General features: G+C 47.0%; 24 protein-coding genes and 1 pseudogene. 13 read left to right on the forward strand and 12 right to left on the reverse strand.

All coding sequences use genetic code 11. From position 1 onward, the window contains the following. Window positions 1–14 precede the first annotated feature (14 nt). On the reverse strand, window positions 15–632 hold the full coding sequence (locus tag D791_RS00815; protein WP_036506555.1) for a CDP-alcohol phosphatidyltransferase family protein: 618 nt from the start codon (window positions 630–632) through the stop codon (window positions 15–17). An 86-nt stretch (window positions 633–718) separates the two neighbouring features. Further along, window positions 719–1,201, reverse strand: coding sequence for a TetR/AcrR family transcriptional regulator (locus D791_RS00820; RefSeq protein WP_036506557.1), 483 nt, complete (start codon window positions 1,199–1,201; stop codon window positions 719–721). Between the two features lie 125 nt (window positions 1,202–1,326). Between D791_RS00820 and trpB the strand changes: the two are divergent. Together trpB and trpA are read left to right on the forward strand one after the other, a co-directional pair. Then, a pseudogene (gene trpB, locus D791_RS00825) lies at window positions 1,327–2,588 on the forward strand (tryptophan synthase subunit beta). After that, window positions 2,588–3,352: a tryptophan synthase subunit alpha gene (gene trpA, locus D791_RS00830; protein ID WP_036506560.1), complete on the forward strand. Its 765-nt coding sequence runs from the start codon at window positions 2,588–2,590 to the stop codon at window positions 3,350–3,352. The pseudogene trpB and the gene trpA overlap by 1 nt, the downstream one beginning before the upstream one ends. A 97-nt stretch (window positions 3,353–3,449) precedes the next feature. Here trpA and D791_RS00835 read toward each other — a convergent pair whose 3' ends face one another. Beyond that, entirely contained in the window at window positions 3,450–4,364 is a 915-nt protein-coding gene (locus tag D791_RS00835) for a lysophospholipid acyltransferase family protein (RefSeq protein WP_036506563.1), read from the reverse strand. Between the two features lie 2 nt (window positions 4,365–4,366). Beyond that, entirely contained in the window at window positions 4,367–5,800 is a 1,434-nt protein-coding gene (locus tag D791_RS00840) for a cytochrome P450 (RefSeq protein ID WP_237748465.1), read from the reverse strand. 337 nt (window positions 5,801–6,137) lie between these two features. Here D791_RS00840 and D791_RS00845 point away from each other — a divergent pair, with 337 nt between their 5' ends. From D791_RS00845 to D791_RS00885, 9 genes are all read left to right on the forward strand, one after another. Further along, window positions 6,138–7,532, forward strand: coding sequence for an ethanolamine ammonia-lyase subunit EutB (locus D791_RS00845; protein WP_036507272.1), 1,395 nt, complete (start codon window positions 6,138–6,140; stop codon window positions 7,530–7,532). A gap of 63 nt (window positions 7,533–7,595) precedes the next feature. Then, window positions 7,596–8,405: an ethanolamine ammonia-lyase subunit EutC gene (gene eutC, locus D791_RS00850; RefSeq protein WP_337588574.1), complete on the forward strand. Its 810-nt coding sequence runs from the start codon at window positions 7,596–7,598 to the stop codon at window positions 8,403–8,405. A gap of 316 nt (window positions 8,406–8,721) precedes the next feature. After that, window positions 8,722–10,167, forward strand: coding sequence for a sodium:proton antiporter NhaD (nhaD, locus tag D791_RS00855; RefSeq protein ID WP_081763684.1), 1,446 nt, complete (start codon window positions 8,722–8,724; stop codon window positions 10,165–10,167). A 104-nt stretch (window positions 10,168–10,271) separates the two neighbouring features. Next, window positions 10,272–12,239 (forward strand): DNA polymerase III subunit gamma/tau, encoded by a 1,968-nt coding sequence (gene dnaX / locus D791_RS00860; RefSeq protein ID WP_036506579.1) that lies wholly within the window; start codon window positions 10,272–10,274, stop codon window positions 12,237–12,239. A gap of 10 nt (window positions 12,240–12,249) precedes the next feature. After that, window positions 12,250–12,573 (forward strand): YbaB/EbfC family nucleoid-associated protein, encoded by a 324-nt coding sequence (locus D791_RS00865; protein WP_036506582.1) that lies wholly within the window; start codon window positions 12,250–12,252, stop codon window positions 12,571–12,573. A 2-nt stretch (window positions 12,574–12,575) separates the two neighbouring features. After that, window positions 12,576–13,187 (forward strand): recombination mediator RecR, encoded by a 612-nt coding sequence (gene recR, locus D791_RS00870; RefSeq protein WP_036506585.1) that lies wholly within the window; start codon window positions 12,576–12,578, stop codon window positions 13,185–13,187. Next, window positions 13,184–14,371 (forward strand): ribonuclease D, encoded by a 1,188-nt coding sequence (rnd, locus tag D791_RS00875; RefSeq protein ID WP_051513826.1) that lies wholly within the window; start codon window positions 13,184–13,186, stop codon window positions 14,369–14,371. Before recR ends, rnd begins: the two co-directional genes overlap by 4 nt. Window positions 14,372–14,373: 2 nt before the next feature. Further along, on the forward strand, window positions 14,374–14,661 hold the full coding sequence (locus D791_RS00880) for a YcgL domain-containing protein (protein ID WP_036506588.1): 288 nt from the start codon (window positions 14,374–14,376) through the stop codon (window positions 14,659–14,661). Between the two features lie 2 nt (window positions 14,662–14,663). Then, complete coding sequence (locus tag D791_RS00885; protein ID WP_193364987.1) at window positions 14,664–15,125, forward strand: YcgN family cysteine cluster protein; 462 nt, start codon at window positions 14,664–14,666, stop codon at window positions 15,123–15,125. A 93-nt stretch (window positions 15,126–15,218) separates the two neighbouring features. Here D791_RS00885 and rpsA read toward each other — a convergent pair whose 3' ends face one another. The 3 genes from rpsA to D791_RS00900 form a co-directional block, all read right to left on the reverse strand. Then, on the reverse strand, window positions 15,219–16,901 hold the full coding sequence (rpsA, locus tag D791_RS00890) for a 30S ribosomal protein S1 (protein WP_036506591.1): 1,683 nt from the start codon (window positions 16,899–16,901) through the stop codon (window positions 15,219–15,221). 190 nt (window positions 16,902–17,091) lie between these two features. Beyond that, window positions 17,092–17,784: a hypothetical protein gene (locus D791_RS00895; RefSeq protein WP_157682189.1), complete on the reverse strand. Its 693-nt coding sequence runs from the start codon at window positions 17,782–17,784 to the stop codon at window positions 17,092–17,094. Between the two features lie 88 nt (window positions 17,785–17,872). Further along, window positions 17,873–19,972, reverse strand: a complete 2,100-nt coding sequence (locus tag D791_RS00900) for a carboxy terminal-processing peptidase (protein ID WP_036506594.1) — start codon at window positions 19,970–19,972, stop codon at window positions 17,873–17,875. 162 nt (window positions 19,973–20,134) lie between these two features. Here D791_RS00900 and D791_RS00905 point away from each other — a divergent pair, with 162 nt between their 5' ends. Further along, window positions 20,135–20,689 (forward strand): FKBP-type peptidyl-prolyl cis-trans isomerase, encoded by a 555-nt coding sequence (locus tag D791_RS00905; RefSeq protein WP_237748466.1) that lies wholly within the window; start codon window positions 20,135–20,137, stop codon window positions 20,687–20,689. A 9-nt stretch (window positions 20,690–20,698) separates the two neighbouring features. Continuing rightward, window positions 20,699–21,988, forward strand: a complete 1,290-nt coding sequence (locus tag D791_RS00910; RefSeq protein WP_036506598.1) for a M18 family aminopeptidase — start codon at window positions 20,699–20,701, stop codon at window positions 21,986–21,988. A gap of 40 nt (window positions 21,989–22,028) precedes the next feature. On the opposite strand, the gene mnhG is transcribed toward D791_RS00910, so the two are convergent. The 5 genes from mnhG to D791_RS00935 are packed head-to-tail and all read right to left on the reverse strand — an operon-like array spanning window position 22,029 to window position 25,063. Beyond that, window positions 22,029–22,463 (reverse strand): monovalent cation/H(+) antiporter subunit G, encoded by a 435-nt coding sequence (gene mnhG, locus D791_RS00915; RefSeq protein WP_036506600.1) that lies wholly within the window; start codon window positions 22,461–22,463, stop codon window positions 22,029–22,031. Then, entirely contained in the window at window positions 22,456–22,725 is a 270-nt protein-coding gene (locus D791_RS00920) for an MrpF/PhaF family protein (RefSeq protein WP_202806780.1), read from the reverse strand. Before D791_RS00920 ends, mnhG begins: the two co-directional genes overlap by 8 nt. 15 nt (window positions 22,726–22,740) lie before the next feature. Beyond that, entirely contained in the window at window positions 22,741–23,214 is a 474-nt protein-coding gene (locus D791_RS00925) for a Na+/H+ antiporter subunit E (RefSeq protein WP_036506605.1), read from the reverse strand. After that, entirely contained in the window at window positions 23,211–24,719 is a 1,509-nt protein-coding gene (locus D791_RS00930; RefSeq protein WP_036506607.1) for a Na+/H+ antiporter subunit D, read from the reverse strand. The genes D791_RS00925 and D791_RS00930 overlap by 4 nt, the downstream gene beginning before the upstream one ends. Then, window positions 24,716–25,063: a Na+/H+ antiporter subunit C gene (locus D791_RS00935; RefSeq protein WP_036506609.1), complete on the reverse strand. Its 348-nt coding sequence runs from the start codon at window positions 25,061–25,063 to the stop codon at window positions 24,716–24,718. The genes D791_RS00930 and D791_RS00935 overlap by 4 nt, the downstream gene beginning before the upstream one ends. Window position 25,064 lies beyond the last annotated feature (1 nt).

The raw sequence follows: 25,064 nt of genomic DNA on the forward strand, positions 1-25,064 counted from the left end.
TTTTAGCAACCTCGTTATTCTGGTTTGTTAGCGTCTTCAATGCCTTTGCGGATGCGGTTGAACAGTGTGAGTAGCAACAGAACCAGTGTTATTAATAAAACTAGATTGATAAATCCTGCGGAAAAAAAGCCCAAGGCATACCCCAATCCTAAGCAGCCGAAAACAAATGCGCGATCACTTTTGCCCATTGGGCCATCGTAGCGACGTGTTCCGCCAATCATAGGGCCGAGAACACCTGCATATTCACTGAGTAGCGCCATAAAAATGATCGCCAGTACCAGTTCAGAGTGAACGCCCAGCAATAAGGCAAAGGGTAGGTAAAGCGCTGCATCAGAGATGAGATCGGCCAGTTCATTGAGATAGGCACCTAGATGACTCGCTTGCTTGAATTCACGTGCTAGCATGCCATCAATGGCATTTAAGCCCATGCGAAAGAGCATGAGTAGCGGCAGAAATGCAAAAAATAAGGGAGTGTCGATGTTGAAAAAAAGCAGGGTGCCAAAAGCAACAGAGATAAACGCAGCCAATAGGGTGACTTGATTTGCCGTCACGCCCCGCTGATACAGCAGGCTGACAGTAGGCCTCAGAAGGTCTTGGAAACGGGATTTTAACTGATAAATTGAAAATGCCATTATGCGTCCTTGTCATTTTTCGACTTAATGAATCCTACCATGGTGTAATGATTTAAGGATAGAAAAAGATTCTGGACCTGAAGGCTTTAATGGGGTTCAGAATATGGAGTGCATCTTGCGGTGAGTCTTCTTAAAAGTCGATGACTTGCACTGGCCTGAAGCCAATCTGTCGATAGGTTTAGCTTGCGGCCTTGTTCTTCAAGTGCTGCTCGCCAAGGTTGGTCATAGCCTTCCAAAAATATTTGCACCGCACTTGGAGCTCGTTCTCCTTCACCAAGGCAAAGACCGTAGAGGCGACAAGCCTCAGCTGAAAGCCAGTGTTGGTCCATTTCTAATATAAGATCCTTTTCTGTACTGGCTTGGAAGGCTGGGGTGGTTTGTGCCTGTAACCAACAGTCTATGACGTATGCCAAAAGATAGCTTTTATCCTGAAAGTGATTATAGACAGTGGGTTTGGACACACCTGATGCTTTGACCACCATATCGACAGAGGTCCCTTTGATACCATGCTCAAGGAACAAAGGCAGGGCCGCTTGCGCTATTTGATCTTTTTTTGAGTTTTGTGCCATGGTTAGGACTTGAATTCTCTGATTAATTGATTGAAACTATACTAAACCGTTTAGTTAAAGTCTAGGTCTCTCAGACCTCTAGGCTTCTACCGAGTTGACCCGTTTGAAATTCAAGAGAGGTATCTATGATACGCAGTGAAAATGGCTATTTTGGCGAGTTTGGGGGACGTTATGTTCCTGAGATTTTGCTTCCAGCGTTAACTGAGCTGGAAAACATGTTTAATGAGCTGCGTGATGATCCAACCTTTTGGCAGGAGTACGTCAGCCTCTGCCAAGAATTCAGCGGTCGTCCAACACCGCTTACGCCTCTGCGTCGCTTGTCGCAAGAGTTAGGTGGCGCTCAAATTTGGTTAAAACGTGAAGACCTAAATCACTCAGGCGCACATAAGGTGAATAATGCGCTAGGGCAAGGGCTGTTGGTCAAGCGTATGGGTAAAAAGCGTATTATTGCAGAAACGGGCGCGGGTCAGCATGGCTTGGCGACGGCGATCGTTGCTGCACGTATGGGACTACAGGCAACTATCTACATGGGTGCCGATGACATCGAGCGGCAGTATTCCAATGTATTCTGGATGCGCCAGTTAGGTGCCGAAGTGGTTGGTGTCGAAACCGGTGCACGCACCTTGAAAGAAGCGCTTGATGAGGCCCTGCGTGATTGGGCTGCAACCGTTGAAACGACCCATTATGTGCTGGGTACTGCCTGCGGTCCGGCACCCTTTCCAGAGCTAGTGACCTATTTCCAAAGCGTGATTTCGCAAGAGATGCGGGAACAGGCCCTAAAGCAGATTGGGCGATTACCAGATGAAGTCGTGGCCTGCGTTGGTGGCGGCTCAAATGCATTGGGTGCATTCTCTGCTTTTCTTGATGACAAAGAGGTCGCTTTGGTCGGTGTAGAAGCGGGCGGGATAAGCTTTGAAAAGGGTGAGCATTCAATTCGCATGCTCCCTGATACAGCTGAGCCCGGCATTGCGCAGGGCTACAAAACCTTATTCCTTCAAGATGAAGATGGTCAGTTGGGGGATACACACTCTATAGCCGCAGGGCTTGATTATGTGGGTGTTTCACCTATTCTGGCGCACCTGTCGCAAACAGGTCGTGTGATTCCTGAAAGTGCGACGGACAAAGAGGTTACAGATGCCTTTAGTCTTCTGATGAAGACCGAAGGCATCATTCCCGCTCTAGAAAGTTCACATGCATTGGCGGGTGGATTTAAGCGCGCTAAGTCGATGAGACTGATCAACATCTCGTCATCAACCTCAGCGGTCGTGGTGATAAGGATATTTTTAATATTGCTCGAGCCTTTCCTCAGCCGGAGTGGCCGGAGTTTCTAAAACGTGAAGCTGCTCGTTGTCAGAAGCAGGTTGATGCTGCGAAGGAGAGTAACTGATGTTTCCGAAACAGAATGATAGACTTCAAGTGATGTCTCACGCTGTGGTGGGGTTCCCGACACTCGATGAAAATGAAAAAGCCATTGCTGGCTTGGTCGCTAGTGGAGTGAATCTAATTGAACTTCAGGTTCCTTTTAGTGATCCGGTAGCGGATGGGCATACGCTGGTGAATGCTTGCTACCATGCACTAAAAAACGGAGGCTCAGTGCGTGCGACCTTGGACTTATGCGCGAAGGTCTCTAAGCAGCATCCCGATGCCAGCTTTATTCTGATGAGTTATCTGAACCCGCTTTATCGTTATGGACTTGAGCGGTTATTTCGTGATGCCGCGGCGGCTGGTTTTAAAGGGATGATTATCCCTGATATGCCAGTGGAGCAGTTTGAACCACACATGTCATTGCTTGATGAGCTGGGCTTGGCTCCGATCTTGATGGTGACGCCGAATACTCCAGACGAGCGTGTTGCTCGTATTGCTCAGAGTGCACGCGGCATGGTGTACGTGGTTTCACGCATGGGAGTGACGGGCAAGCAGACACATTGGGATGATGACTTCCGTGACTATGTTGCGCGTATCCGTCGGTATACCGATCTGCCCTTAGCCATCGGCTTTGGTATTCGTTCAGCCGATGATTTGAAAGCCTTAACGGGTACTGCTGAAGTAGCTGCCTTCTGCTCAAAATACATCGAATGGCAGCGAGATGATGGCAGTGAGGTTGCCGCTCAAAAGATGAAAACCTTGCTGACCGAAGCTGAATTGGTGTAAATCATTTGGTTTGATCACTTACCGCAGCGCACGCCTGCGGTAAGTGGTATGTATTCGGTTTACGCGCAGGAATAACAGCTCACAGAGTCTTCGATGTTCATTTCTTAACGGCTGGAAACCCTCGTTGTGGCTCATAATAGGGTAACCAGTACCAATGCTCTAAATTCTCCGAAACCCAGGAATTTATGGTTTCATCAAGTTTATCAGCGATTTTCTTTGCTTTTTCTTCCTTTGACCCTTCAAACGTTGACGGTTGAATGAGTGGCTCAACGATTGCTCGGTAGTGACCTTTGCCGTTAGGTAAAATATAAGCGGGTAAAATATCCAGCTCATGTTTGATAGCGAGCCTCGCTGCAAACCATCGATTGCCGGCATACGGAATATTTCGTCCTAAGCTGGGTGCTGAAACATAACCGTCACGCATTTCGTCGATAAAGAGCACCGAATTGCTGCCATTACTGAGTGCTTTGCTAATTTGGCGCATGCAGGATGGAGACGTTGGAACGAGTTCAAGAGGTATTGGCCATTTATGGCGTGCTTCTAAAGCTAAATACTCTCTAACTGGGTTATCGGGCGGTAAATAAAGATCACAGCAAGGACGTTGAAGTAATGCGGCAACATGGCCAATAAGCTCCCAATTTGATAAATGGCAGCTCACCACAATCACGGGTTTATCGATTGAGTCTAGGGTCTCTCGTCCCGATATTTCGATTTGATTCTTTTTAATAATCTTTTGTTGCACCATGAATTCGGCATAGATACGACCGATTCGCGAAATAAATGCGACGACGCGTCGTTCACGCTCTTCGGCATCTTGAATATCACACAAGTGCTCTAAGTTTTTCCTTAATCGATCTATCCACAAACGTTTTGCTTTAATGGCTTTTTGGGCTTCTTTATTACCCAAGTAGGCCCCAATGTCAGATGTCCAATTCACTGGCAGAAGGGCTAGGCACTTTGCCATGAGGTATTCGGCTTTTTGCGCGCTGGTCCAGTGTCTAAATGCCTGCATGTTTATCTCCGTGTTAACTGCATAGGCAGCCCGCCCTTCGGGCGAAGCGTTAAGCGGCACTCAATCTTAACCTCGTGGCTAGGCTTTACGCGTGCTTGAAACGCTTGAGCAAGTGTTGCGATGCATAGAATGCCCTCCGTTAAGCCAAAGCGCATCCCCAAGCAGACACGGCGACCCACGCTAAAGGGAAGATAAATGAATTTATCCGGTCGAGGGTTGCCTGGTAAAAATCGCTCTGGGATGAAGTGATTGGGTGCTTCCCAAAAGTCGACATGACGATGCAGTAGCCAAGGAATAACCAGAATAATCGAGTTTTTCTCAATGGGTCGTCGCCTTATTTGGTCTTCAGCCCGTGCTTGTCGGCTTAATAAAGGAACGGGAGGATATAAACGCATGGTTTCTTCAAAAACGGCGCGTGTGTACGGCAAGTTTGGAACATCATCGAGGGTTGGAGTACGACCACCTAAAACGCTGTCTAATTCTGCATGAAGTTTGGCCGCTACCCGAGGGTTGTGATCCAGTAAATACCAAGTCCAAGCCAGTACATTGGCTGTGGTTTCATGTCCAGCCATAAACATAACAATTGCTTCATTACGAGCTGCGAGACGACTTAACGGGCAACCTTGTACCGTGCCATCGCGCCCTTTGTGTCCATCGACAAACAGCGAAATTAAGGAGAATTTTTTAGAGGAGGTTTGGGCTTCTTGTCGGGCAATAATTGTGTCAATGACCTCGTGAACGCGTTTGCCCGACGTTTCACAACGATAACGTTTGATTGGATTGGTAAACTTGCGTAAAAAGGGCAGGCCAAAGGTATCGGCTAGGCCCAATTGTTCAATATTGTGTTGATACTCAGAAAAGCCTTGGACAACTTGGGCAGCTTCCTCATCGCTGGTTTCATCACCAAATACGGTTCGACCAATGATGCGTGCGGTAAGTCGCGCCATTTCATTGAGCATGTCTACTTCAGTGCTGGGTGGGAGGCTTGACCAGCGTTCAGACACTTCTTTACAACACTCGGTCATGATGTTGGCATAGTAGGGGAGTAATTCATTTTCAAATGCTGGGCTGCAATAGGCGCGTCGTTCTTTCCAAAGATCACCATCGCTTACAAATAAGCCATCACCCAGCAAAGGCTCCAGCGCACTGCGCATTTGCGGGCCTTTTTGATCATAGTTATCGTGCTGATCGAGAAATACCTGTCGAACGGTGTCAGGGCTATTGCAGACAAAATAATGTTGGCGTAATAAGCGTGCCGTAAAGATTTTCATTTGATACGCGCTATCAGGCCACATGGATAAAAGATTGGTGCGGCCAGCGAGAACCATCCAGATGTAATGTCCCCAATTGCGCTGAGTGCTGACTTTTACCGGTTCAGGCTCATCAATCCATTGGGCTTTTTCAGGTAAATCAGGGAGCGTATGCATTAAGGTCATTGTGGGTACTCAATTGATTCTAGAGGACAATTCTTATGTCCGAGATCAAAGGTTTGTTAAGGGGCTAAGGTGGCTTCTACTGTAGCATGGCTTTGTTTTTAGCTCAAAATTAACACATCCATTACGTTTGATGTAGTTGAGTGATATCAATTGATTGGTGAAAGTCTCGTACCGATTAAAAAAGATGGAAATGTTGTTTTTTGCCAAAATTTGATAACTCTTCACGCGTTTTTTTCTCACAATGGCATTTTGATGTATTTAGTCTGCTTAAGTTGCTTGGCTTTGTATGCGTGAGTTAAGAGGATTTGGGCTTCTTGTGAACAATAAAGGTAAACCTATGTATCGTTTTCGTCAGGTGGTCGGATCTAGCACCTATGGTTTTAAGAGTCTTGGGGAGTTGATGGCTAAAGCAACGCCTGCACGCTCAGGCGATTACCTTGCAGGGGTCGCCGCACAATCGGCTGAAGAGCGTGCCATTGCCCAAATGACATTGGCTGATGTGCCTCTAAAAATGTTTTTAGAGGATCTGTTGATTCCATATGAAGAGGATGAAATCACACGATTAATTGTCGACAGTCATGATTTAGAGGCATTCCAGCCAATATCACACCTAACCGTAGGTGGCTTCCGTGAATGGCTCCTAAGTGATTACGCAACATCAGAACGGCTTGAGCAAGTGCGCTTAGGGATTACTCCCGAAATGGCCGCCGCTGTCAGTAAGATCATGCGCAATCAAGATTTGATACTGGTGTCTAAAAAGTGCCAAGTGAGCACTGGTTTTCGAAATACCTTGGGGCTGCCAGGGCGTTTGTCCACACGTTTACAGCCCAATCATCCAACCGATGATTTAACGGGAATTGCCGCCAGTATTTTGGATGGCCTGATGTACGGCAGTGGTGATGCGGTTATTGGGATTAACCCCGCCACCGATAATGTCGCACAAGCCTGCCGGTTGATGCGCATGATGGATGAGGTGATTCAGCACTATGAAATTCCGACCCAGTCCTGTGTTTTGACGCATGTGACCAATACGATAGAGGCAATTGAACAGGGCGCTCCGGTTGATTTGGTCTTTCAATCTATAGGAGGTACTCAAGCCACCAACGATAGTTTTGGGTTTAATCTCGCAACCTTGGCTGAAGCACAGGCCGCGGCTTTATCCTTGCAGCGAGGCAATGTTGGCAACAATGTTATGTACTTTGAGACGGGGCAAGGCAGTGCTTTGTCCGCCAATGCCCACTTTCAATTGGATCAGCAAACCTGCGAGGCAAGAGCTTATGCCGTTGCTCGATGCTTTAGCCCGCTTTTAGTCAACACGGTGGTCGGCTTTATTGGTCCAGAGTATTTGTTTGATGGTAAGCAAATTATTCGAGCGGGGTTGGAAGATCATTTTTGTGGAAAACTGTTGGGTTTGCCTATGGGGTGCGATATTTGTTACACCAACCATGCGCAAGCCGATCAAAATGATATGGATAATTTGTTAACCCTGCTGTCCGTTGCAGGCTGTACCTTTGTGATGGGGATTCCAGGGTCGGACGATATTATGCTGAATTATCAAACCACGTCTTTCCATGATGCACTGTATATCCGTCAAGTATTGGGGCTGAAACCTGCGCCTGAATATGATGCGTGGCTTAAGCGGGTGGACATTGTCGATGCGCAAACGGGCCGTTTAAGCTCGCAGATGCCAAGTGCTTTCCGTTCTTCTCTTGGTCGATTGTTAGGACATTAACTTAATGAAACGAACTATGAATCACATGCTTGCTTCTGGTGATCAAGGTGCAGATGAACCTTGGTGTCGAATCCTTGGCGAGATTTACGACGTTTTACCGACGCTAGAATCGGTCTTGGGCGTGCAGGGGTGAGTATTCCCACTCAAGAATTATTGGCTTTTCAGTTAGCGCATGCCAAAGCACAAGATGCGGTGCACACTCCATTGAATATTGGCCAGCTGATCAAGGATTTAAGCGCAATAAAGAGTGACTGTGCTCAGCCACCTCTATCGTTACGAAGCCGTGCAGAGAGTCGAAGTGTGTATTTACAGCGTCCTGATTATGGGCGTTTACTCCACCCTGACTCTGAACAGGTCTTATTGGATTATCGAAACACGACATCTCAGTCCTATGATTTAGTGGTTGTGTTGGCAGATGGATTGTCAGCTTTAGCTATTCAAGAAAATGCGACTCCTTTTCTACAGCTCTTGTTGCCGCAATTGGCGCGAGGACCTATACCTTGGCGTATTGGGCCTGTGTGTATTGTTGAGCAGGGGCGGGTGGCCGTTGGTGATCCTGTCGGTGAAATACTGCGCGCTAAGTGCGTGATGCTGTTAGTGGGCGAGCGCCCAGGTTTGAGCTCGCCAGACAGTATGGGGTTATATCTCACTTGGTCTCCAAAGGCGGGATTAACCGATGCCTACCGAAACTGTATTTCCAATATCCGAGAGGCGGGGCTGAGTTATGAAGAGGCGAATCGAAAGGCGTTGTATTTGCTCAACGAAGCGCGCAGGCAAGGTTTATCCGGCGTGCAGTTAAAAGATAGAACGGAAGATTTGGTGCTGACGAGTGATGAGGTTCGAGGAAATTTCTTAGTTTCAACAAAGGGTTAGTCGGTCTTCATTTAGGTGTGTTTTTTTAGGTTTTTTTGTCGTAATTGGTATTTATTTAAGAGTATTTTTCTATTATATAAGTGGTGCTGGACAATATCTCGTTAATTAAGAGTGTTTAAGAAAAGTAGGTGTTTCTATATATCTGTTTTTTAAGTATTAAATGTCCTTTCTATAGAAGAAAATAGTCTTATAGTCTTAAGTTTATAGCGCCTTTGTCGACTATAAAGCATCCACTATGAGGCCTATAATGGCCAACCATTCGGGGGAGCGCCCCACAACTTTTTCCTTTCCAAAAATAAACTTAAAGTGGTCTATTATGACTCAACTACGTCTTAAACAAGCGCTCATTCTTGTTATTGCTTTATGCCTAAGCGGAGGCGTTTACGCTGCTGCTGGGCCATTAGATCTTACCGCGACTCGCGCGGGTATCTTTACGTTAGTGATTTTTTTCTTGGCCTATGCCGTGGTCATGTGCGAAGAAAAAATCCACATGCGTAAATCTAAACCAGTATTAATTGCAGCCGGTATTATTTGGGCGGTGATTGGTTGGGTATATCTGAAAGAGGGCCTAGTGGGTGTTCCTGAGGATGCTTTTCGCCATACGTTATTAGAGTTTTCGGAGTTGATGCTCTTTTTATTGGTGGCGATGACCTATATTAATGCCCTTGAAGAGCGAAGAGTATTTGATGCTTTGCGTTCTTGGATGGTGCGTAAAGGGTTCAGTTTTAGAACTTTATTCTGGTTAACAGGATTTTTGTCGTTTTTTATCTCACCAATTGCGGACAACTTAACCACAGCATTGCTGATGTGTGCCGTTGTAATGAAAGTGGCGGAAGGACACAACCGATTTATTAACTTATGTTGTATCAATATCGTGGTGGCGGCCAATGCTGGTGGCGCATTTAGTCCTTTTGGCGATATTACAACCTTGATGGTATGGCAAGCAGGGCTTGTTAAGTTCAGCGAGTTTTTTGCCTTGTTCTTACCCTCTATGGTTAACTTTTTAATTCCTGCGGTCATCATGAGCTTGTTTGTTGAGAGCCAAAAGCCCACGGCGTCTGATGAAGAAGTGGAGCTTAAGCGTGGAGCAAGGCGGATACTGGCGCTATTCTTACTTACAATTGCCACGGCTGTTAGCTGTCACACATTGCTGCACCTCCCGCCAGTACTGGGGATGATGGTGGGCCTGGGTTACTTGCAATTCTTTGGCTACTTCTTGCGTATGACGCTGCCGAGCTCCTTAGCCAAAAAACGTTTGTTGGCGGAGCACGCAGGTGATAAAAAGCGTCTTGAGCGTTTAGGCAGCGTGGTGCCATTTGATGTCTTTAGTCGTGTAGCGCGAGCTGAATGGGATACCTTGTTATTCTTCTACGGCATTATTATGTGCGTTGGTGGGTTAGGTTTTATGGGGTATTTAGCGATGATGTCCGATATCCTCTACCTCCAATGGGATGCAACCTATGCCAACATTGCTTTGGGCGTCATTTCAGCCGTGATTGATAACATTCCGGTGATGTTTGCTGTTATTACCATGCAGCCAGATATGTCTCATGGACATTGGTTACTCATTACCCTAACGGCAGGTGTTGGTGGCAGTTTGCTGTCAGTTGGTTCTGCGGCAGGGGTGGCTTTAATGGGGCAGGCTCGCGGTATTTATACCTTTATGGGACATTTACGCTGGATGCCCGTCATTCTGCTGGGTTATGTGGCCAGCATACTTGTGCATCTTTGGTTAAATAAAGAACTGTTCAGCGTGTTCTAATGCATCAAGCGGAGGTCAATCTCCGCTGAAGTAAGACTTGGGTGGAGGAGCATGGTAGTATATCACCTTGATTCAGGTGACTTGCGAGAGTGTAAATCCACACAATGAGCTATCAGGTACTGGCACGCAAATGGCGGCCAAAACAATTCAAAGAAATGGTGGGGCAAGAGCATGTTCTTAAGGCATTAATCAATGCGTTGGACAATGATCGGCTCCACCATGCCTATCTTTTCACAGGGACCCGTGGGGTTGGTAAAACGTCGATTGCTCGTTTATTCGCAAAAGCGCTGAATTGTGAGCAGGGGGTGTCTTCTGAGCCATGTGGAGTGTGTACATCCTGTCGAGAAATAGCAGAAGGGCGCTTCGTCGATTTGATAGAGGTTGATGCAGCTTCACGAACGAAGGTTGAAGACACGCGCGAATTGCTGGAAAACGTACAATACGCCCCTAGTCATGGTCGCTTTAAAGTGTATCTCATCGACGAGGTGCACATGTTGTCGAATAGCTCGTTCAATGCGCTTTTAAAAACGCTTGAAGAGCCACCGGAGCATGTTAAGTTCCTGTTAGCGACGACAGACCCGCAAAAGTTACCAGTCACGGTGCTGTCGCGTTGTTTGCAATTTAATTTAAAAAACCTCAGTCCTCAACGTATTGTTGAACATCTGAACTACGTCCTAAATCAAGAGTCCATAAGCTTCGATGAAACGGCCTTGTGGTTGCTTGCGCGCAGTGCCGAAGGGTCGATGCGTGATGCTCTGAGCTTAACGGATCAGGCGATTGCATTTGGTTCTGGGGTGGTAGGCGAGGCAGATGTCAGGTCGATGCTTGGTACGATTGATCATCGCTTGGTCTATCAACTTTTAGCATTTATCGCGCAACAAGATGTGCGCCAAGTGATCGGTACTTTGCAGTCGTTGTCGCAGTTTACACCGGACTATTTCACCTTATTGGGGGACTTAGTCAGCTTGTTGCATCGAGTTGCGTTGGCACAGATGCTGCCAGATGCGATTGACAACAGTTTGGGTGATCAACAGCAAGTGCTGGAATTAGCTCAGTTGATGAGCGCAGAAGATGTTCAGCTTTTTTATCAGATCGGCTTAATGGGGCGTAAAGACATGCCCTATGCTCCAGATTTGAAAGAAGGTTTAGAAATGGTCTTGTTGCGAATGCTGGCATTCAGGCCTGCGAGTGTGGCTGCAAGACCTGTTACACTGGCTGCTCAGCCACTGGACAGGGTTGATAAGGGGCGGTCAGATGGAGTGGCGATGAATGAGGCCTCTCCGGTTTCCGCAGCCTCAAGTCCGGCGCCCCTGCCAAGTGTTCAGGCTCAGCCAGATCCGGTCGCGGTGAGCCGTGTGGTGCCTGAGCTTAACAGGCCCATGCAAGAGGATGTACCGCCTTGGGAAGATGTTCCCGAGATCGCATCGTCTGAGTCCAATGCAGAGTACGAGGTTGAGTCCACTCAAAAAAAGTCTGAACCCTTAGCTCAAGATAGGCCAGCCGCGCCCCAAGAGGATGAGCGCATATTGGCTGTGAGTCAGCCATTGGAGAGCGCCGTTCGAGCTGAGGGACATCCTGGTGTGGAAGAGCAAGAGCAAGAGGCTGCTCCTATAGAAGAGGCTGCTCCTATAGAAGAGGTTGCACCGCAGCCAATGGGGCAGACGTATACACTTGCAGAATTGCGTCCAAATGACTGGGTGCACGTGTGTGCATCCATTGGTTTGACGGGGATGACTGAAAGTATTTGCCGAAATTTATCCCTAGAGCGGGTTGAAAATGATCAGCTTTGCTTTCATTATCCGCCGGAACAGGCTGCATTGTTAAATCCAACGCAGCAAGGGCGTATTACAGATGCTCTTGCTGCGTATTTTGGAACAGGGGTGGGCGTGCAGTTTGTTCAGGCTGCGCAAACCTTAGAAACCCCTGCACAATACCGTTTACGCAAGCGCGCTGAGCGTCAAGCATTAGCCGTCAAATCATTACAAGACGACCCTATGGTCAAAACAATTTTACAGCAATTTTCGGCTTACCTAGATGAATCATCGGTGGTGCCGATCGAGCCAAACGAGTGAGGAAAAAAGCATGATGAAGAATATGGGGAACCTGATGAAGCAGGCCCAAAAAATGCAAGAAGAAATGCAGCGAGCTCAGGAAGAAATTGCAAAAGCTGAGGTCAAAGGTGAGTCAGGGGCAGGTCTTGTAAGTATTGTCATGAATGGCCGTCACGATGTTAAAAGCGTGAGCATTGATGACAGTTTGATGGAAGAAGACAAAGAAATACTGGAAGACCTGATCGCAGCGGCGGTGAATGATGCCGTCAGAAAAGTTGAACAGAGCACGCAGGAGCGTATGGCGAAAGTCACAGGTGGTATGGGAATTCCACCTGGATTTAAAATGCCGTTCTAAATATGTCGTTTAGTCCCTTATTACAGCAGTTGATCACGGCATTGCGATGCTTGCCTGGGGTTGGGCCAAAATCGGCCCAGCGCATGGCCTTGCACTTGTTAGAGCGTGAAAGAGACAGTGCGCGTCATTTGGCAAATGCATTGCATGAAGCCGTTGAAAAAATAGGTGAGTGCCAAGTCTGTCACACCCTATCTGAAACGCCTGTGTGCGATATTTGCGCGGATGATACGCGTGATAAACAGGTTATGTGCGTTCTTGAATCGCCTGTCGATTTGATTGCAATTGAGCAAACAGGTGGGTTCCGAGGCGTCTACTTTGTCCTGAAAGGCCATTTGTCGCCTATTGATGGCATAGGACCTGATGACTTAGGTATTGGGCATTTGTTGGAGCGAGTGGCCAATGAAGGGGTTAAGGAATTAATCTTGGCAACCAATCCCAATGTTGAGGGAGAGGCAACGGCACACTTTATTGCTGCCCAAATACGCGATGCAAATGTCAGAGTGAGCCGTATTGCTCACGGTGTTCCTGTGGGCGGCGAGTTAGAATTTGTGGATGGCGGAACACTGGCGCATGCATTAGCAGGGCGACGTACATTACAACGAGATATTAAATGACAATAGAACCTGTCGAACAGCCGTATCCTTTGCTTGATGCTGGCGCTGCTCAGCCTATTTGGGTTACAGATCAGCGAGCATTGGTTGAGCTTTGTGAACAGTGGTCACAAGAACCTTTGTTGACAATCGATACAGAGTTTATTCGCTTTGATACGTTTTACCCTGTACCGGGCCTGATTCAATTGGCCGATCGTCAGCATTGCTATTTGATTGATCCTTTAGCAATAGACGATATGAGTGCCTTGATTGCATTGCTGATGAACCCCGCTGTGTTGAAGGTTTTTCATGCCTGCAGCGAGGACTTAGAGCTCTTTCGCAACAGTTACGGTGTTGTTCCTGCGCCCTTATTTGATACGCAAATTGCGGCAGCATTTGCGAATTGGGGATTTAGCATGGGGTTGCAGCGTTTGGTTAAGCATGCTCTCAACATAGACTTGGGTAAAGCGCAAACAACCTCGGATTGGTTGCAGCGTCCTTTAACGCCGGAGCAGGTGCATTATGCCGCCTTAGATGTTGCTTACTTGGGCAATATTGCAGTCCGTTTAATGCATGAGCTAAAGCAGTTGGGGCGTTTGGATTGGGTGCTTGAAGAGAGCGCGTTGTTAGCGGACTCTTCTCGTGATGCAGACCCATCGGGTCAGGAGTATTACCGACGCTTTACACAACTGAACGTTAACTCGGACGAAGCCTTGGCCGCTTGTCGTGATCTTGCCGCCTGGCGTGAGCAGGCCTGCCGAGCACGTAACCTTTGTCGGCCAAAAGTTCTGCGTAATGAGGTCATCTTGGACATTATCCAGCAATGGCCATCGACATTGGAGGAGTTGAGTGCAATTAAGGATATGCGCAGAAGTGCCGTGCAAGAAGATGGTCAGGCTATTTTGGCGATTTTGAAAGACGCAAAGGCTTCGGCTGAAGCAAATCCACCGAAGCCAATCCATTTGCCAGCTCATGTATATCGAAGCAAAGAGCTAAAGAAGTTGTTGAGTCTTGCGCGCGAAGTGGCAAAGCGCGAAAACATTCTGCCGGAGCTCATCGCTCGGCGTAAAGATGTAGAAAAATTAATTAATTCGCAGAGTGAAGAGGGGGCGTATCGATTGCCCCGCACTTTGGTGGGTTGGCGTAAAGCACTCGTCGGTGATTTGATGCTAAGTCGTCTGCAAAGTTTTGATAATGAGAGTGATTGAAAATGTTGATCTGTTCGATCTACCGTAGTTCGCGTAAAGATGAAATGTATTTGTATGTGGACAAGCGCGATGGTTTAAAAAAAGTACCTGAAGTGCTGCTGGATAAGTTTGGAAAAGCCCAGCATGTGATGGACATGCCGATGACAACTCAGCGTCAGTTGGCTAGGGTAGATGTTAACGATGTTTTAAGCTCGATTCAGGACAAAGGGTTTTTCTTGCAAATGCCTCCTCCTAAAGAGGATTACCTGCTGGATTTGTTTCCGGACCGCCCTGAAACAGGGGTTAGATAAGCGTGGCGCAAGAGGTATTTTGGCGCCGTAAGACGCTGGCTGAGATGAGTCCGACTGAGTGGGAATCCTTGTGCGATGGGTGTGCCTTGTGCTGTTTGCATAAGGTTGAAGATGAAGACACCGATGAGGTGTTTTACACCACAGTCGTGTGCCATTTGTTGAATGATGAAACCTGTCAGTGTACCCGCTATGCTGAACGGACGCAATTGGTTCCGATTTGTGTGCAATTAAAACCAGAAGACGTTGAAGCTTTTCATTGGTTACCACCCACATGTTCATATCGTTTGATTCATGAGGGTAAGGATTTACCTCATTGGCATCCATTGTTAACGGGCTCTCCAGACAGTGTGATCGACGCACATGCTTCCGTTTTAAGTGTGTATGAAGTCAAAGATAATGAGATCGATGAGGATGATTTGGTTGATTATGTGATTGAAGAGGCCGTTTTCTTCCGCAGTCGATAAGTGCATCTGAGTCTTTATTGTATTGAGCATTAAAAACAAAAAAGGAGCCGAATGGCTCCTTTTTATTGATCCAGAGGGATCGGATGTTAAAGATTAGCTGTTTTGGTTAGCTAATTGTTGCTTGATCAAATCACCGATAGTGGTTGGACCTGCAACGTCAACTTCTTGATTGCGAACAGCGCTGATCGCAGCTTTCTCTTCAGCTTGGTCTTTCGCTTTGATTGACAAGCTGATTGCGCGGTTGCGACGATCGATGTTGATGATTTTAGCTTCAACTTTGTCGCCTTCTTTCAGAGCTGTTGTCGCATCTTCGATGCGGTCAGATGAAATTTCAGACACTTTTAGTTGAGCTTCAACGCCTTCGAGTAATTCGATAACAGCGGCTTTAGCGTCAACGCTCTTCACAACACCGTTAACAATCGCACCTTTCTCATGGCTTGCAACGAATTCAGCGAATGGATCGCTTTCTAGTTGCTTAACGCCTAAAGAAATGCGCTCTTTCTCAGCATCGATAGACAGGATAACGGCTTCAACTTCATCGCCTTTCTTGAATTGACGCAGAGCTGTTTCAGCATCGGCTTCCCAAGAAATGTCAGACATGTGAACCAGACCGTCAAGATCGTTGTCTAGACCCACGAAGATACCGAAGTCAGTGATTGTCTTGATGGTTCCACGAACCTTGTCACCTGCAGCGTACTGCTCAGAGAAGGTCACCCATGGATTTGCTGTGCACTGCTTGATACCTAAGGAGATACGGCGACGCTCTTCATCAACATCAAGGATCATCACTTCAACTTCATCACCGATCTGAACGATCTTAGATGGGTGAATGTTTTTGTTTGTCCAAGACATTTCAGACACGTGAACCAAACCTTCTACACCGTCTTCGATAGATGCGAAGCAGCCGTAATCAGTCAGATTGGTAACACGAGCAGCGGTTTTGCTGCCAGCAGGGTAACGGTTTTTGATCGCTTCCCATGGATCTTCAGACAGTTGCTTCAGACCTAAGGAGATACGGCCAGAATCTTTGTCAAACTTGATGATGCGAACAGAGATTTCATCACCTGGGTTCAGCATTTCGCTTGGGTGAGAAATGCGCTTCCACGCCATGTCTGTGATGTGCAATAGACCGTCAACACCACCTAAGTCGATGAACGCACCGTAGTTAGTCAGGTTCTTAACAAAACCTTTAACCACTTGGCCTTCATCCAGAGTCGCAAGCAACTCATCGCGTTGTGCACTGTTAGCTTCTTGCATAACAGCACGACGAGAAACAACGATGTTGTTACGCTTTGGATCAAGCTTGATGAGTTTGAATTCAAGCTCTTTTCCTTCAAGGTGATCAACGTCGCGAACAGGGCGAACATCAACCAATGAACCTGGTAAGAAACCTTGAATGTTATTGATGCTAACCGTAAAGCCACCTTTGACTTTGCCAGAGATGTAACCTTTAACGGTTTCTTCAGCGTCAAATTTGCTCTGCAGAACTTCCCACGCCTCTGAACGCTTAGCTTTTTCACGAGAAAGACGCGTTTCACCAAAGCCATCTTCAACGGCTTCGAGTGCGACTTTAACGGTATCGCCAATTTTGATTTCCAGTTCATTGTTGTCGTTCAGGAACTGTGAACGAGGAATGATGGCTTCAGATTTTAAACCCGCGTTAACGGTAACCCAGTCGCTGTCGATATCAACGACTTCGCCCATCACCAAGGTGCCTGGAGTCATATCCAGAGAAAGTAGGGATTCTTCAAACAGATCAGCAAAGCTTTCGCTCATGAAATTGTCCTATAGTTCGCTGCAGAATTGCAGCTTCCAGCCTGTAACGCCAGTTATACAGGGTCGGTTATCGTTAATATGAACAACAGGCACCTATGCTGGCGATGATACCTGCTTTCAAAAAAGAGAACGAATTATACAGCGACTGAAGGCCGCTGAACAGTATTTGAGCAATATATCTGCCGTGAGTCTAACGTAGATTGGGGAGCTCATTTTGAAATTGTGTGCGAAGCTCTTGCTGGCAAGGTGGAAGTACGGTTTCTAAATCCTCCTGTAGCTCCTCTGGCAGGAGTGTTGTGTCGGGAGCATTAAAATAGGCGCGAATCAATTGCTCCTCACGCATGTTGTTCGCAGCAAGCTGCACCGCATCACCTACGCAAAACATATAAGCAGGCAGATATTCCAACACTAAACGTGTGCGCTGAGCAGAATCCAGCATCAGATGATTGGTCTCAACAAAACGTTTGTACTCCATAAGACCCGCAGCGGCCATGGTTTCTTGTCTGAATGGACTGAAGCGGGCAACATCGGGAGACTGTTGCAAGTAAATTTGCAACATGCTGCCAACTCTTGAGAGCTCTTGGTTGAAGCTTTCAGGCGCGAAGTGCTCGTTAATTTTCACAGACTCCTCAAGTCGAGCCACTTGCGCTTTCAGTGCATCAATTTCCTTTTGCAGAACTTGGTTTTCGGTGATCAACAAATTTCTGTCTCTAACTAATCCGTGCACAACTCGCTCACCGGGGGTCAGTTGCCCTGAGCCAAAGGTGGAGGGCAGTTGGGTTGCGCCCAAGGTGCCGACAGAGGCTTCGTCTGTTCTAGGGGCACCTGTTAAGTCAAAGCCAAACTTTTCAAGGTCAACAGTGTTGCGTTCGTGTTGGGACATCATGGTTGAATAAATAAAAAAACCAACCCCCCCAGAACAAGTAATAATACAACGCCAATAATAGCCGTGTTTTTAGCTGACATATTGATTACTGCCTAGGGTTATTGACACGACCATTGTTTTGCGCTGTGTGGCGTAAATTTAAATCAATAAAGTCAATAGTGATCTCGGCTGATTCAATTAATGCAGACTCTGACTCAGGATTTATGATCCGGCCCTGATTGTCTTTCGGTAGCAGGTCGTCAAGCTCCGACAACACTTTGATGGGTGGTTCACCTTTCGCCATGCGACGCTGATTTTCAGTCGTAATCTGCCATTGCTCAATTTCATCTCGCTGCTCTCTTACACGTGAAATGTTAAGAGGGACTTTTGTTTGATCACGCTGCTCTTTGCTGCGTTCAACATGACGACGCATGAAGATGAAATCTGGATTGAGCTCTGACCTGACAAGATGCAAATGGCTCAATTCACTGATGTAGGGTGTCAAACTGGGAAAACGACCGTATCTCACCGGGTTGACGGTGTCCCAAGGCAACGCTCCTTCAAGAGCACTTTCACCGATTTGGCTTTCGTCAAAGAGGGTAGGGAACTCAATATCTGGAACAACCCCTTTGTTTTGTGTGCTCTCGCCTGAAATTCGATAGAATTTTGCATGCGTTAACTTAAGTTGGCCGTGATCAAGCGGCAGCAGGGTTTGAACCGTGCCTTTACCAAAGGTACGACCTCCGACAATGATGCCTCGGTTGTAATCTTGAATGGCTCCGGCAAAGATTTCAGACGCAGAGGCGCTCAATCGATTCACCATGACCGTTAACGGACCACTCCATGCTACTTTAGGATCAAAGTCACCTAGAATATCCACTCGCCCATTTGCATCTCGAATTTGCACAGTGGGGCCGCGAGTTATAAACAATCCTGTTAGCTCGTTCGCCTCTCTAAGAGAGCCACCACCATTGTTGCGGAGATCGATGATTAACGCATCGATGTCGTCTTCTTGTTTAAGTTGTGCGATCAGGCGTTCAACATCACGGGTCGTACTTTTGTACTCAGGGTCACCGGCTTGCATCGCGGCAAAGTCAATGTAAAAAGCGGGTATTTCGATAACCCCGACCTTAAATGTCTGATTATTGCGATCTATTTCAAGCACTTTTTTCTGAGCGGCTTGTTCTTCGAGGCGAACCTTGTCGCGAATAATGGTGACGACTCGGCGTGCGGTACGATCGATGGAATCAGCGGGTATGATTTGCAAACGAACCGTGCTCGATTGAGGGCCACGAATAAGTTTAACAACATCGTCCAAACGCCAGCCTACAACATCCTCAATGGGGCCTTCTTCGCCTTGGCCAACCCCTACGATCAAATCAGAAGGGCGAAGTTGCCCACTCTTATCAGCAGGTCCAGCTGGCACCAAACGAACAATTTTGGTGTATTCATCTTCACCCTGTAGCACAGCACCTATGCCTTCAAGCGACAGACTCATATTGATCTGGAAATTCTCTTGATTTCTAGGCGAAAGGTACTGGCTATGTGGATCAAATTCATGGGCAATGGCGTTTGCAAAACGCTCAAACACATCTTCATGATTGGTTTGTTCAAGTCTTGCTCTTTGGCTTTCATAACGCTTGATTAGGGTTTGCTTTGCTTCACCCAATGTTTGATCAGAAAGTTTTAGACTGATCAAGGCATTTTTTAAGCGCTTATACCATAAGGCGTTCATGGCTTCGCTTGAGTTAATCCAAGGTGCTTCGCTTCGATCCGTTTCAAGTTCATGATCATTGTTAAAATCAAAAATATGCTGATCATCGGATAATAAAGACAGTAAGAAATCAATTCGGTCTAAGTTACGTTTATGAAAAACGTTGTAAATATCGAAGCCTGTTTGGCTCTTACCTTCATAAATTTCTAAACCGAGCGTGTATCGAACGGGCTCAAAGTTGGCAATGTCTTCTTCGTAGAAGTAGATTCGAGAGGGATCCAGATCTTTAAAAAAACGATCAAAGATATTGGATGACAACTCGGGATCAAGCTGTTTTCCACTGTAATGATTTTGCTGGAGTGCTGAAATCACATCCCGTAGCGCCTGCTCATGTTCAGGTTGAGGATTGAATCGAGCATGAGCAGTATTGATCAGCAACAACAGCCCAAATAAAAGGCTGAGCAGTATCGGGTGTTTCAATCTTCTGGTCATATCAAACGTATTCCTGACTTTATCGTCTTAAGCATGAGACTTGATAACCTATACGCAAGTTCCTTAAAAACAGAGCGCTAAGCATACAATTCTGCAGAATCCTATGTAGTGTTCAACAATGCTAATGTAAAATATTCTCTATGTCGTGTCTTGGAGAGAAAAGTGTCGTATAGATTGTGCTTTAGATTCGCTTTGATTGCTACCTTCATTTGCATTTGTCTGATGACTCAGGGCTGCTCTGAAGATGCAGACAGGGATGCTTTTCGTCAGACCTTAATCGATAAGGCGTTAAATGATGAAACTCGGCAACAGGGTGATGCGTTTTTAGCACAAAATCGCCAAAATGAAGGCGTTGTGGTGTTGAACAGTGGTGTTCAGTTTCGCCAGTTACAAGTTGCTGATGACCCCCAAGCGAGCCCGCCGGGAAGAAGGGATCGCGTGACGGTGCACTATGAAGGGCGTCGTATTGACGGTCATGTCTTTGACAGTAGCTATGCAAGAGGAGCGCCCTCTACCTTTCCTGTAGATGCTTTGATTCCCGGATGGTCCGAAATTCTAGTGCAAATGCGTCCAGGTGAGATTCGAGAGGTCTATATTCCTGCAGACTTAGCCTATGGGGCACGTAGCCCATCACCGGATATTCCTGCAAATTCGGCTTTGATTTTTATTGTTGAGCTGCTCCAATCGGAGTCCATCTCTCATCCCGCTTCCCACTAAGGAGTTTTCATGCAACCGTCAGTGTTTATTCATGATTTAAAACTGTTTTTGGATGCATCACCGACCCCCTTCCATGCTGTTCAGCAACTCAAACATCGTTTTGAAACTGCGGGCTTTGTCGAGCTGTCTGAGTCTGCTTCCTGGGTGTTAACGCCGGGGCAAGGGTATTTCACACTTAAAAATGGGTCCTCTATCCTAGCGTGGCGTCAACCCACTGAGTCGGTTGGCTTTGCCGCAGGGATGCGCATGACGGGAGCGCACACCGATTCGCCCTGTTTGCGTGTGAAGCCGCAACCGGAAATGCATCGGCATGGATACAGTCAGTTGGGTGTCGAGGTCTATGGTGGCGCGTTATTGAATCCTTGGTTTGATCGCGACCTTTCTCTGGCGGGGCGTGTGACCTTTCGTACATCGACAGGGGCGTTAAACAGCCAATTGATCGATTTTAAAAAACCGATTGCGGTGATTCCAAGCTTGGCGATACATTTGGATCGTGAGGCCAATGCGTCACGCAGTATCAATGCTCAGACCTATTTGCCGCCTATTCTCGGTCAAACACAAGAAAAAACGGATTTTCGTGAATTTTTAAAAACCTATATCGAGTCCAATGCATCTGTATCAATCGATAAGGTATTGGATTATGAGCTGTCGTTCTACGATGTAAATCCCGCAAATACCGTTGGATTGTCCGATGAGTTCATTACATCTGCTCGACTGGATAATCTTTTGAGTTGTTTTATTGGTATGCAGGCCTTGATTGAAGCAGCGCCCGGCCCCTGTCAGTTATTGATTTGTAATGATCATGAAGAGGTTGGAAGTGCCAGTGCTTGTGGCGCTCAAGGGCCGATGCTAAGTCAATGGTTAGAGCGCGTGCTGCCGAAAACGGACGAGCGTTGGTCTATTTTGGCTCGGTCTTTGTTTGTCTCTGCTGATAATGCACATGGCATACATCCGAACTTTGCCGACCGACACGATGAGAATCATGGGCCGAAATTAAATGCGGGTCCTGTGGTGAAAATCAATTCAAATCAACGCTATGCGACCAACAGTGAGACCAGTGCTATTTTTCGTAACTTAGCTGAATCCATTCAGGTACCTGTGCAATGCTTTGTGGTACGCAGCGATATGGCATGTGGCAGTACCATCGGACCCATCACCGCGACGGAAACAGGCATTGCCACTGTTGATGTTGGCGTGCCTCAGTTTGCCATGCACTCCATCCGCGAAATGGCTGGGGTGAAGGATGCTTTCTACCTGTATCAGATCTTACAGAGCTTCAATGCAACGAAGGCTCTGTAAGACACCGGAAAAGAGAGTTGCGACTGAGTGAATAGATCACTTAGTCGCTTTTTTGTTTAATGCGGATGCGGGGTTTTAAATCGAGGTTTTGTCGATAAATCTCAAGCTCTTCTTCGGTCTCCAAGCCGCTGAGCAGTCGGTGGCTGTCTTCATCGTAACAATTCACCAATTCATCTTTGATGGTTCGATCCCAAACGGGGATGCCAACAAAATACCCCGCACGACCAATGGCATGAGCTGCAATTGGGGCCGTAATTAAAATGAAAATGATAACAGCAAGCCCTTTGGCAGATACCACGGCATCAAAAAAATGGAACATTGCTGCGACCATCATCAATGCGATCCCTAAAGCACCGGCCTTAGTTGTGGCGTGCATTCGAGTGAGCAGGTCGGGTAATCGAATAATGCCAATTGCCGCCAGTAAGGTGAAAATCGCGCTCGATAGCATCAGTAGTTTTATAATCCAATCAATCATTACGCGGACCTCCTCGTTCTAAAAAGCGGGCGAAGCCAATGGCCGCTAAAAATGCGGTTAAAGCGGCAACAATGGCAACATCAATGAAGCTCGACGTGTCCGTATAAATCGCATACGCCCCGATCATCCCAACAATAATGGATGCCAATAATTCCAGAGCCACCACTCGGTCAGGCAGGGTAGGTCCAATAATTAATCGAATAAACACCAATACCATCGAAATACTAAAGATGATAAATGTTAAGTAAATGACAAATTGCACAATAACCTCCTGCGCCTAGCGTAAAATTTCTAAAGCCCGACGTTCCATCTCTTTTAAGCTGGCTCTAAGCGCAGGCTCATCATCGAGAAACATGGCGTGGATAAACAAAACACGACGATCATCCGAAACGTCTAGGCTAAGAGTGCCAGGGGTTAATGAAATAAGGTTGGCCACCATGGTTATCTCCATGTCTGTTTTTGCATCCAGAGGCATCGCGATAACGCCAGGTTTCATATGCCAGATAGGTGTGACGATATCAAAGCCAACTTTTAAGTTGGCCATGATCAGCTCTTTAATAAAAAAGCAGATGAATCGAAACAGTCTGGGGAGGCGGCTTGTATATCCCCTAAGAACTGGGATTTGACGTTGCATTAATCCCAAGACTAAGTAGCCAACGATCATGCCTGCAAGCAGGTTGTAGCCACTGAGATCGCCTGTCAAAACGACCCAAATCAGAGCTAAGAGTAGATTCCACATAAATGCAATCATGGTGTTTCTCCCAAAACCGCTTCAATGTACAACGCCGGATTTAGCAGTTGTTTGGCGGATGCCTCTGCTATCTCATAGATGGGTTGACCGTTAAGACCTATAAACAAGGTGCATGCACCCAGCAAAACCACCGGAATGTAGAGAAACGCAAGGCTTGAAGGCGTAGCCGATGGGCTGCTATCGACGCTAGAGTGATTCTCTGGTAAGGGCTTCCAAAAGACCTCTGCCCAGATTTTGATCATCGAGTAGAGCGTGAGTAAGCCGACAATTAATGCAATGGCTGTAACGACCCAAGCTTCCGCTTCAATACCTGCACGTATGATAATGAACTTGGCAAAAAAGCCAGACAGAGGGGGTAGACCTGCCAGTGAGAGTGCAGGAATTAAAAATAATATACTGAGATAGGGTCTATCCTTGTATACACCGCCTAATTTCTTTAAATCATAGGTTCCCAACAGTCGGTGAACGATACCGCTGATGAGGAACAGATTGGTCTTCACAATGATGTGATGCATGATGTAGAACACACCGCCCACCAGAGCTAGTGGCGTAAACAAGGCCAAGCCTAGCAGCATATAGCCAATCTGGCTGACAATGTGAAACGACAAAATTCGCCTAAACTCAAACTGTGCGGCGGCACCTAATACGCCCGTCAGCATGGTAAAGGCTGCCCCCCAAAGTAATAGTTGATGTGTAAACTCAGGGCTTTGGTTGAAGATCAAGGTAAACACTCTGAACAGTGCATACACGCCGACTTTGGTTAAAAGCCCTGCGAACAGCGCGGACACAGCGACCGGTCCTGTGTGGTAAGAGGCTGGTAGCCAAAAGAAAAGTGGGAAGGCAGCCGCTTTAATGCCAAAGGCGATCATAAACATCACCGCAATGACATCCACCAGTCCTGTGTGTTCGGTTTGCGAGAGTTTTACCGCAATGTCCGCCATGTTCAGTGTGCCGACCAAGCCATAGAGCAAGCCAATCGCACTTAAGAAAATGGCGGAGGATAATAGGTTGAGCGTGACATACTTGATTGCTCCCTCCATTTGCGCACGTTCACCACCCAGAATTAACAAGGCAAATGAGGCAATGAGCATGACTTCAAACCAGACGTACAGGTTAAAAATATCGCCTGTTAAAAACGACCCAGCAACACCGGCCAGCAGCAAGTGCATGAGTGGGTAGTAGCCGAACTTTTCATGGCTTGGAGAGGCTGACGAGAGAGAGTAAATCGCGATAGCGACGGCCATCATCCCCGTTAAAACCACCATGATGGCACTGAGCAAGTCGGCCACCAGCGTGATGCCGTAGGGCGCCATCCAGCCACCCATATGCATAACAACATGCCCATGATCCAGAACACTGATGAGCAGCCAGATACTGCAAATCAGCAGGGTCACCGAACCAATAATGCCGAGTACGCGTTGCATTAGATTTGAACGCCACGCAATCAGCGACAAAGCTCCAAACAATAAAGGAACTAAAATGGGTAACGCAACTTCAGCTCTCACGTGTCGGTATCCTTCATTTCATCGAGGTTGTCAGTATGAATGATGTTATAGGCACGATGGATTAAAACAACCGCAAAGGCCAATACGCCAAAGGCAATGACAATCGCTGTCAAAATCAAGGCTTGAGGCAAAGGGTCGGCAATAATGCCATCGGGTTGCATTGCACCCAACGGAATAAGGGGTGGGGCTCCACGTGTCATACCGGCTGACGTGAAAATCAACAAGTTTGCGGCATTGGACAGTAGCATAAGTCCAATCACAAGCTTAACGATACTGCGCCGTAGCATCATGTAGATTGCAGACGCATACAGGCAACCCGTAACGATGGCCATAATGGGTTCCATA

It is taken from the genome of Nitrincola nitratireducens, assembly GCF_000585235.1.
In the GTDB taxonomy this organism is placed as follows: Bacteria; Pseudomonadota; Gammaproteobacteria; order Pseudomonadales; family Balneatricaceae; genus Nitrincola; species Nitrincola alkalisediminis.

Coding starts and splice junctions, on each gene's coding strand:
- nhaD (WP_081763684.1), top strand. CDS start 8,722: ATGACTCAACTACGTCTTAAACAAGCGCTCATTCTTGTTATTGCTTTA.
- recR (WP_036506585.1), top strand. CDS start 12,576: ATGTCGTTTAGTCCCTTATTACAGCAGTTGATCACGGCATTGCGATGC.
- mnhG (WP_036506600.1), bottom strand. CDS start 22,463: ATGATTGATTGGATTATAAAACTACTGATGCTATCGAGCGCGATTTTC.
- trpA (WP_036506560.1), top strand. CDS start 2,588: ATGTTTCCGAAACAGAATGATAGACTTCAAGTGATGTCTCACGCTGTG.
- D791_RS00835 (WP_036506563.1), bottom strand. CDS start 4,364: ATGCAGGCATTTAGACACTGGACCAGCGCGCAAAAAGCCGAATACCTC.
- dnaX (WP_036506579.1), top strand. CDS start 10,272: ATGAGCTATCAGGTACTGGCACGCAAATGGCGGCCAAAACAATTCAAA.
- D791_RS00840 (WP_237748465.1), bottom strand. CDS start 5,800: ATGACCTTAATGCATACGCTCCCTGATTTACCTGAAAAAGCCCAATGG.
- D791_RS00820 (WP_036506557.1), bottom strand. CDS start 1,201: ATGGCACAAAACTCAAAAAAAGATCAAATAGCGCAAGCGGCCCTGCCT.
- D791_RS00880 (WP_036506588.1), top strand. CDS start 14,374: ATGTTGATCTGTTCGATCTACCGTAGTTCGCGTAAAGATGAAATGTAT.
- D791_RS00845 (WP_036507272.1), top strand. CDS start 6,138: ATGTATCGTTTTCGTCAGGTGGTCGGATCTAGCACCTATGGTTTTAAG.
- D791_RS00815 (WP_036506555.1), bottom strand. CDS start 632: ATGGCATTTTCAATTTATCAGTTAAAATCCCGTTTCCAAGACCTTCTG.
- D791_RS00935 (WP_036506609.1), bottom strand. CDS start 25,063: ATGGAACCCATTATGGCCATCGTTACGGGTTGCCTGTATGCGTCTGCA.
- D791_RS00895 (WP_157682189.1), bottom strand. CDS start 17,784: ATGTCCCAACACGAACGCAACACTGTTGACCTTGAAAAGTTTGGCTTT.
- rpsA (WP_036506591.1), bottom strand. CDS start 16,901: ATGAGCGAAAGCTTTGCTGATCTGTTTGAAGAATCCCTACTTTCTCTG.
- D791_RS00900 (WP_036506594.1), bottom strand. CDS start 19,972: ATGACCAGAAGATTGAAACACCCGATACTGCTCAGCCTTTTATTTGGG.
- D791_RS00865 (WP_036506582.1), top strand. CDS start 12,250: ATGATGAAGAATATGGGGAACCTGATGAAGCAGGCCCAAAAAATGCAA.
- rnd (WP_051513826.1), top strand. CDS start 13,184: ATGACAATAGAACCTGTCGAACAGCCGTATCCTTTGCTTGATGCTGGC.
- D791_RS00925 (WP_036506605.1), bottom strand. CDS start 23,214: ATGATTGCATTTATGTGGAATCTACTCTTAGCTCTGATTTGGGTCGTT.
- D791_RS00910 (WP_036506598.1), top strand. CDS start 20,699: ATGCAACCGTCAGTGTTTATTCATGATTTAAAACTGTTTTTGGATGCA.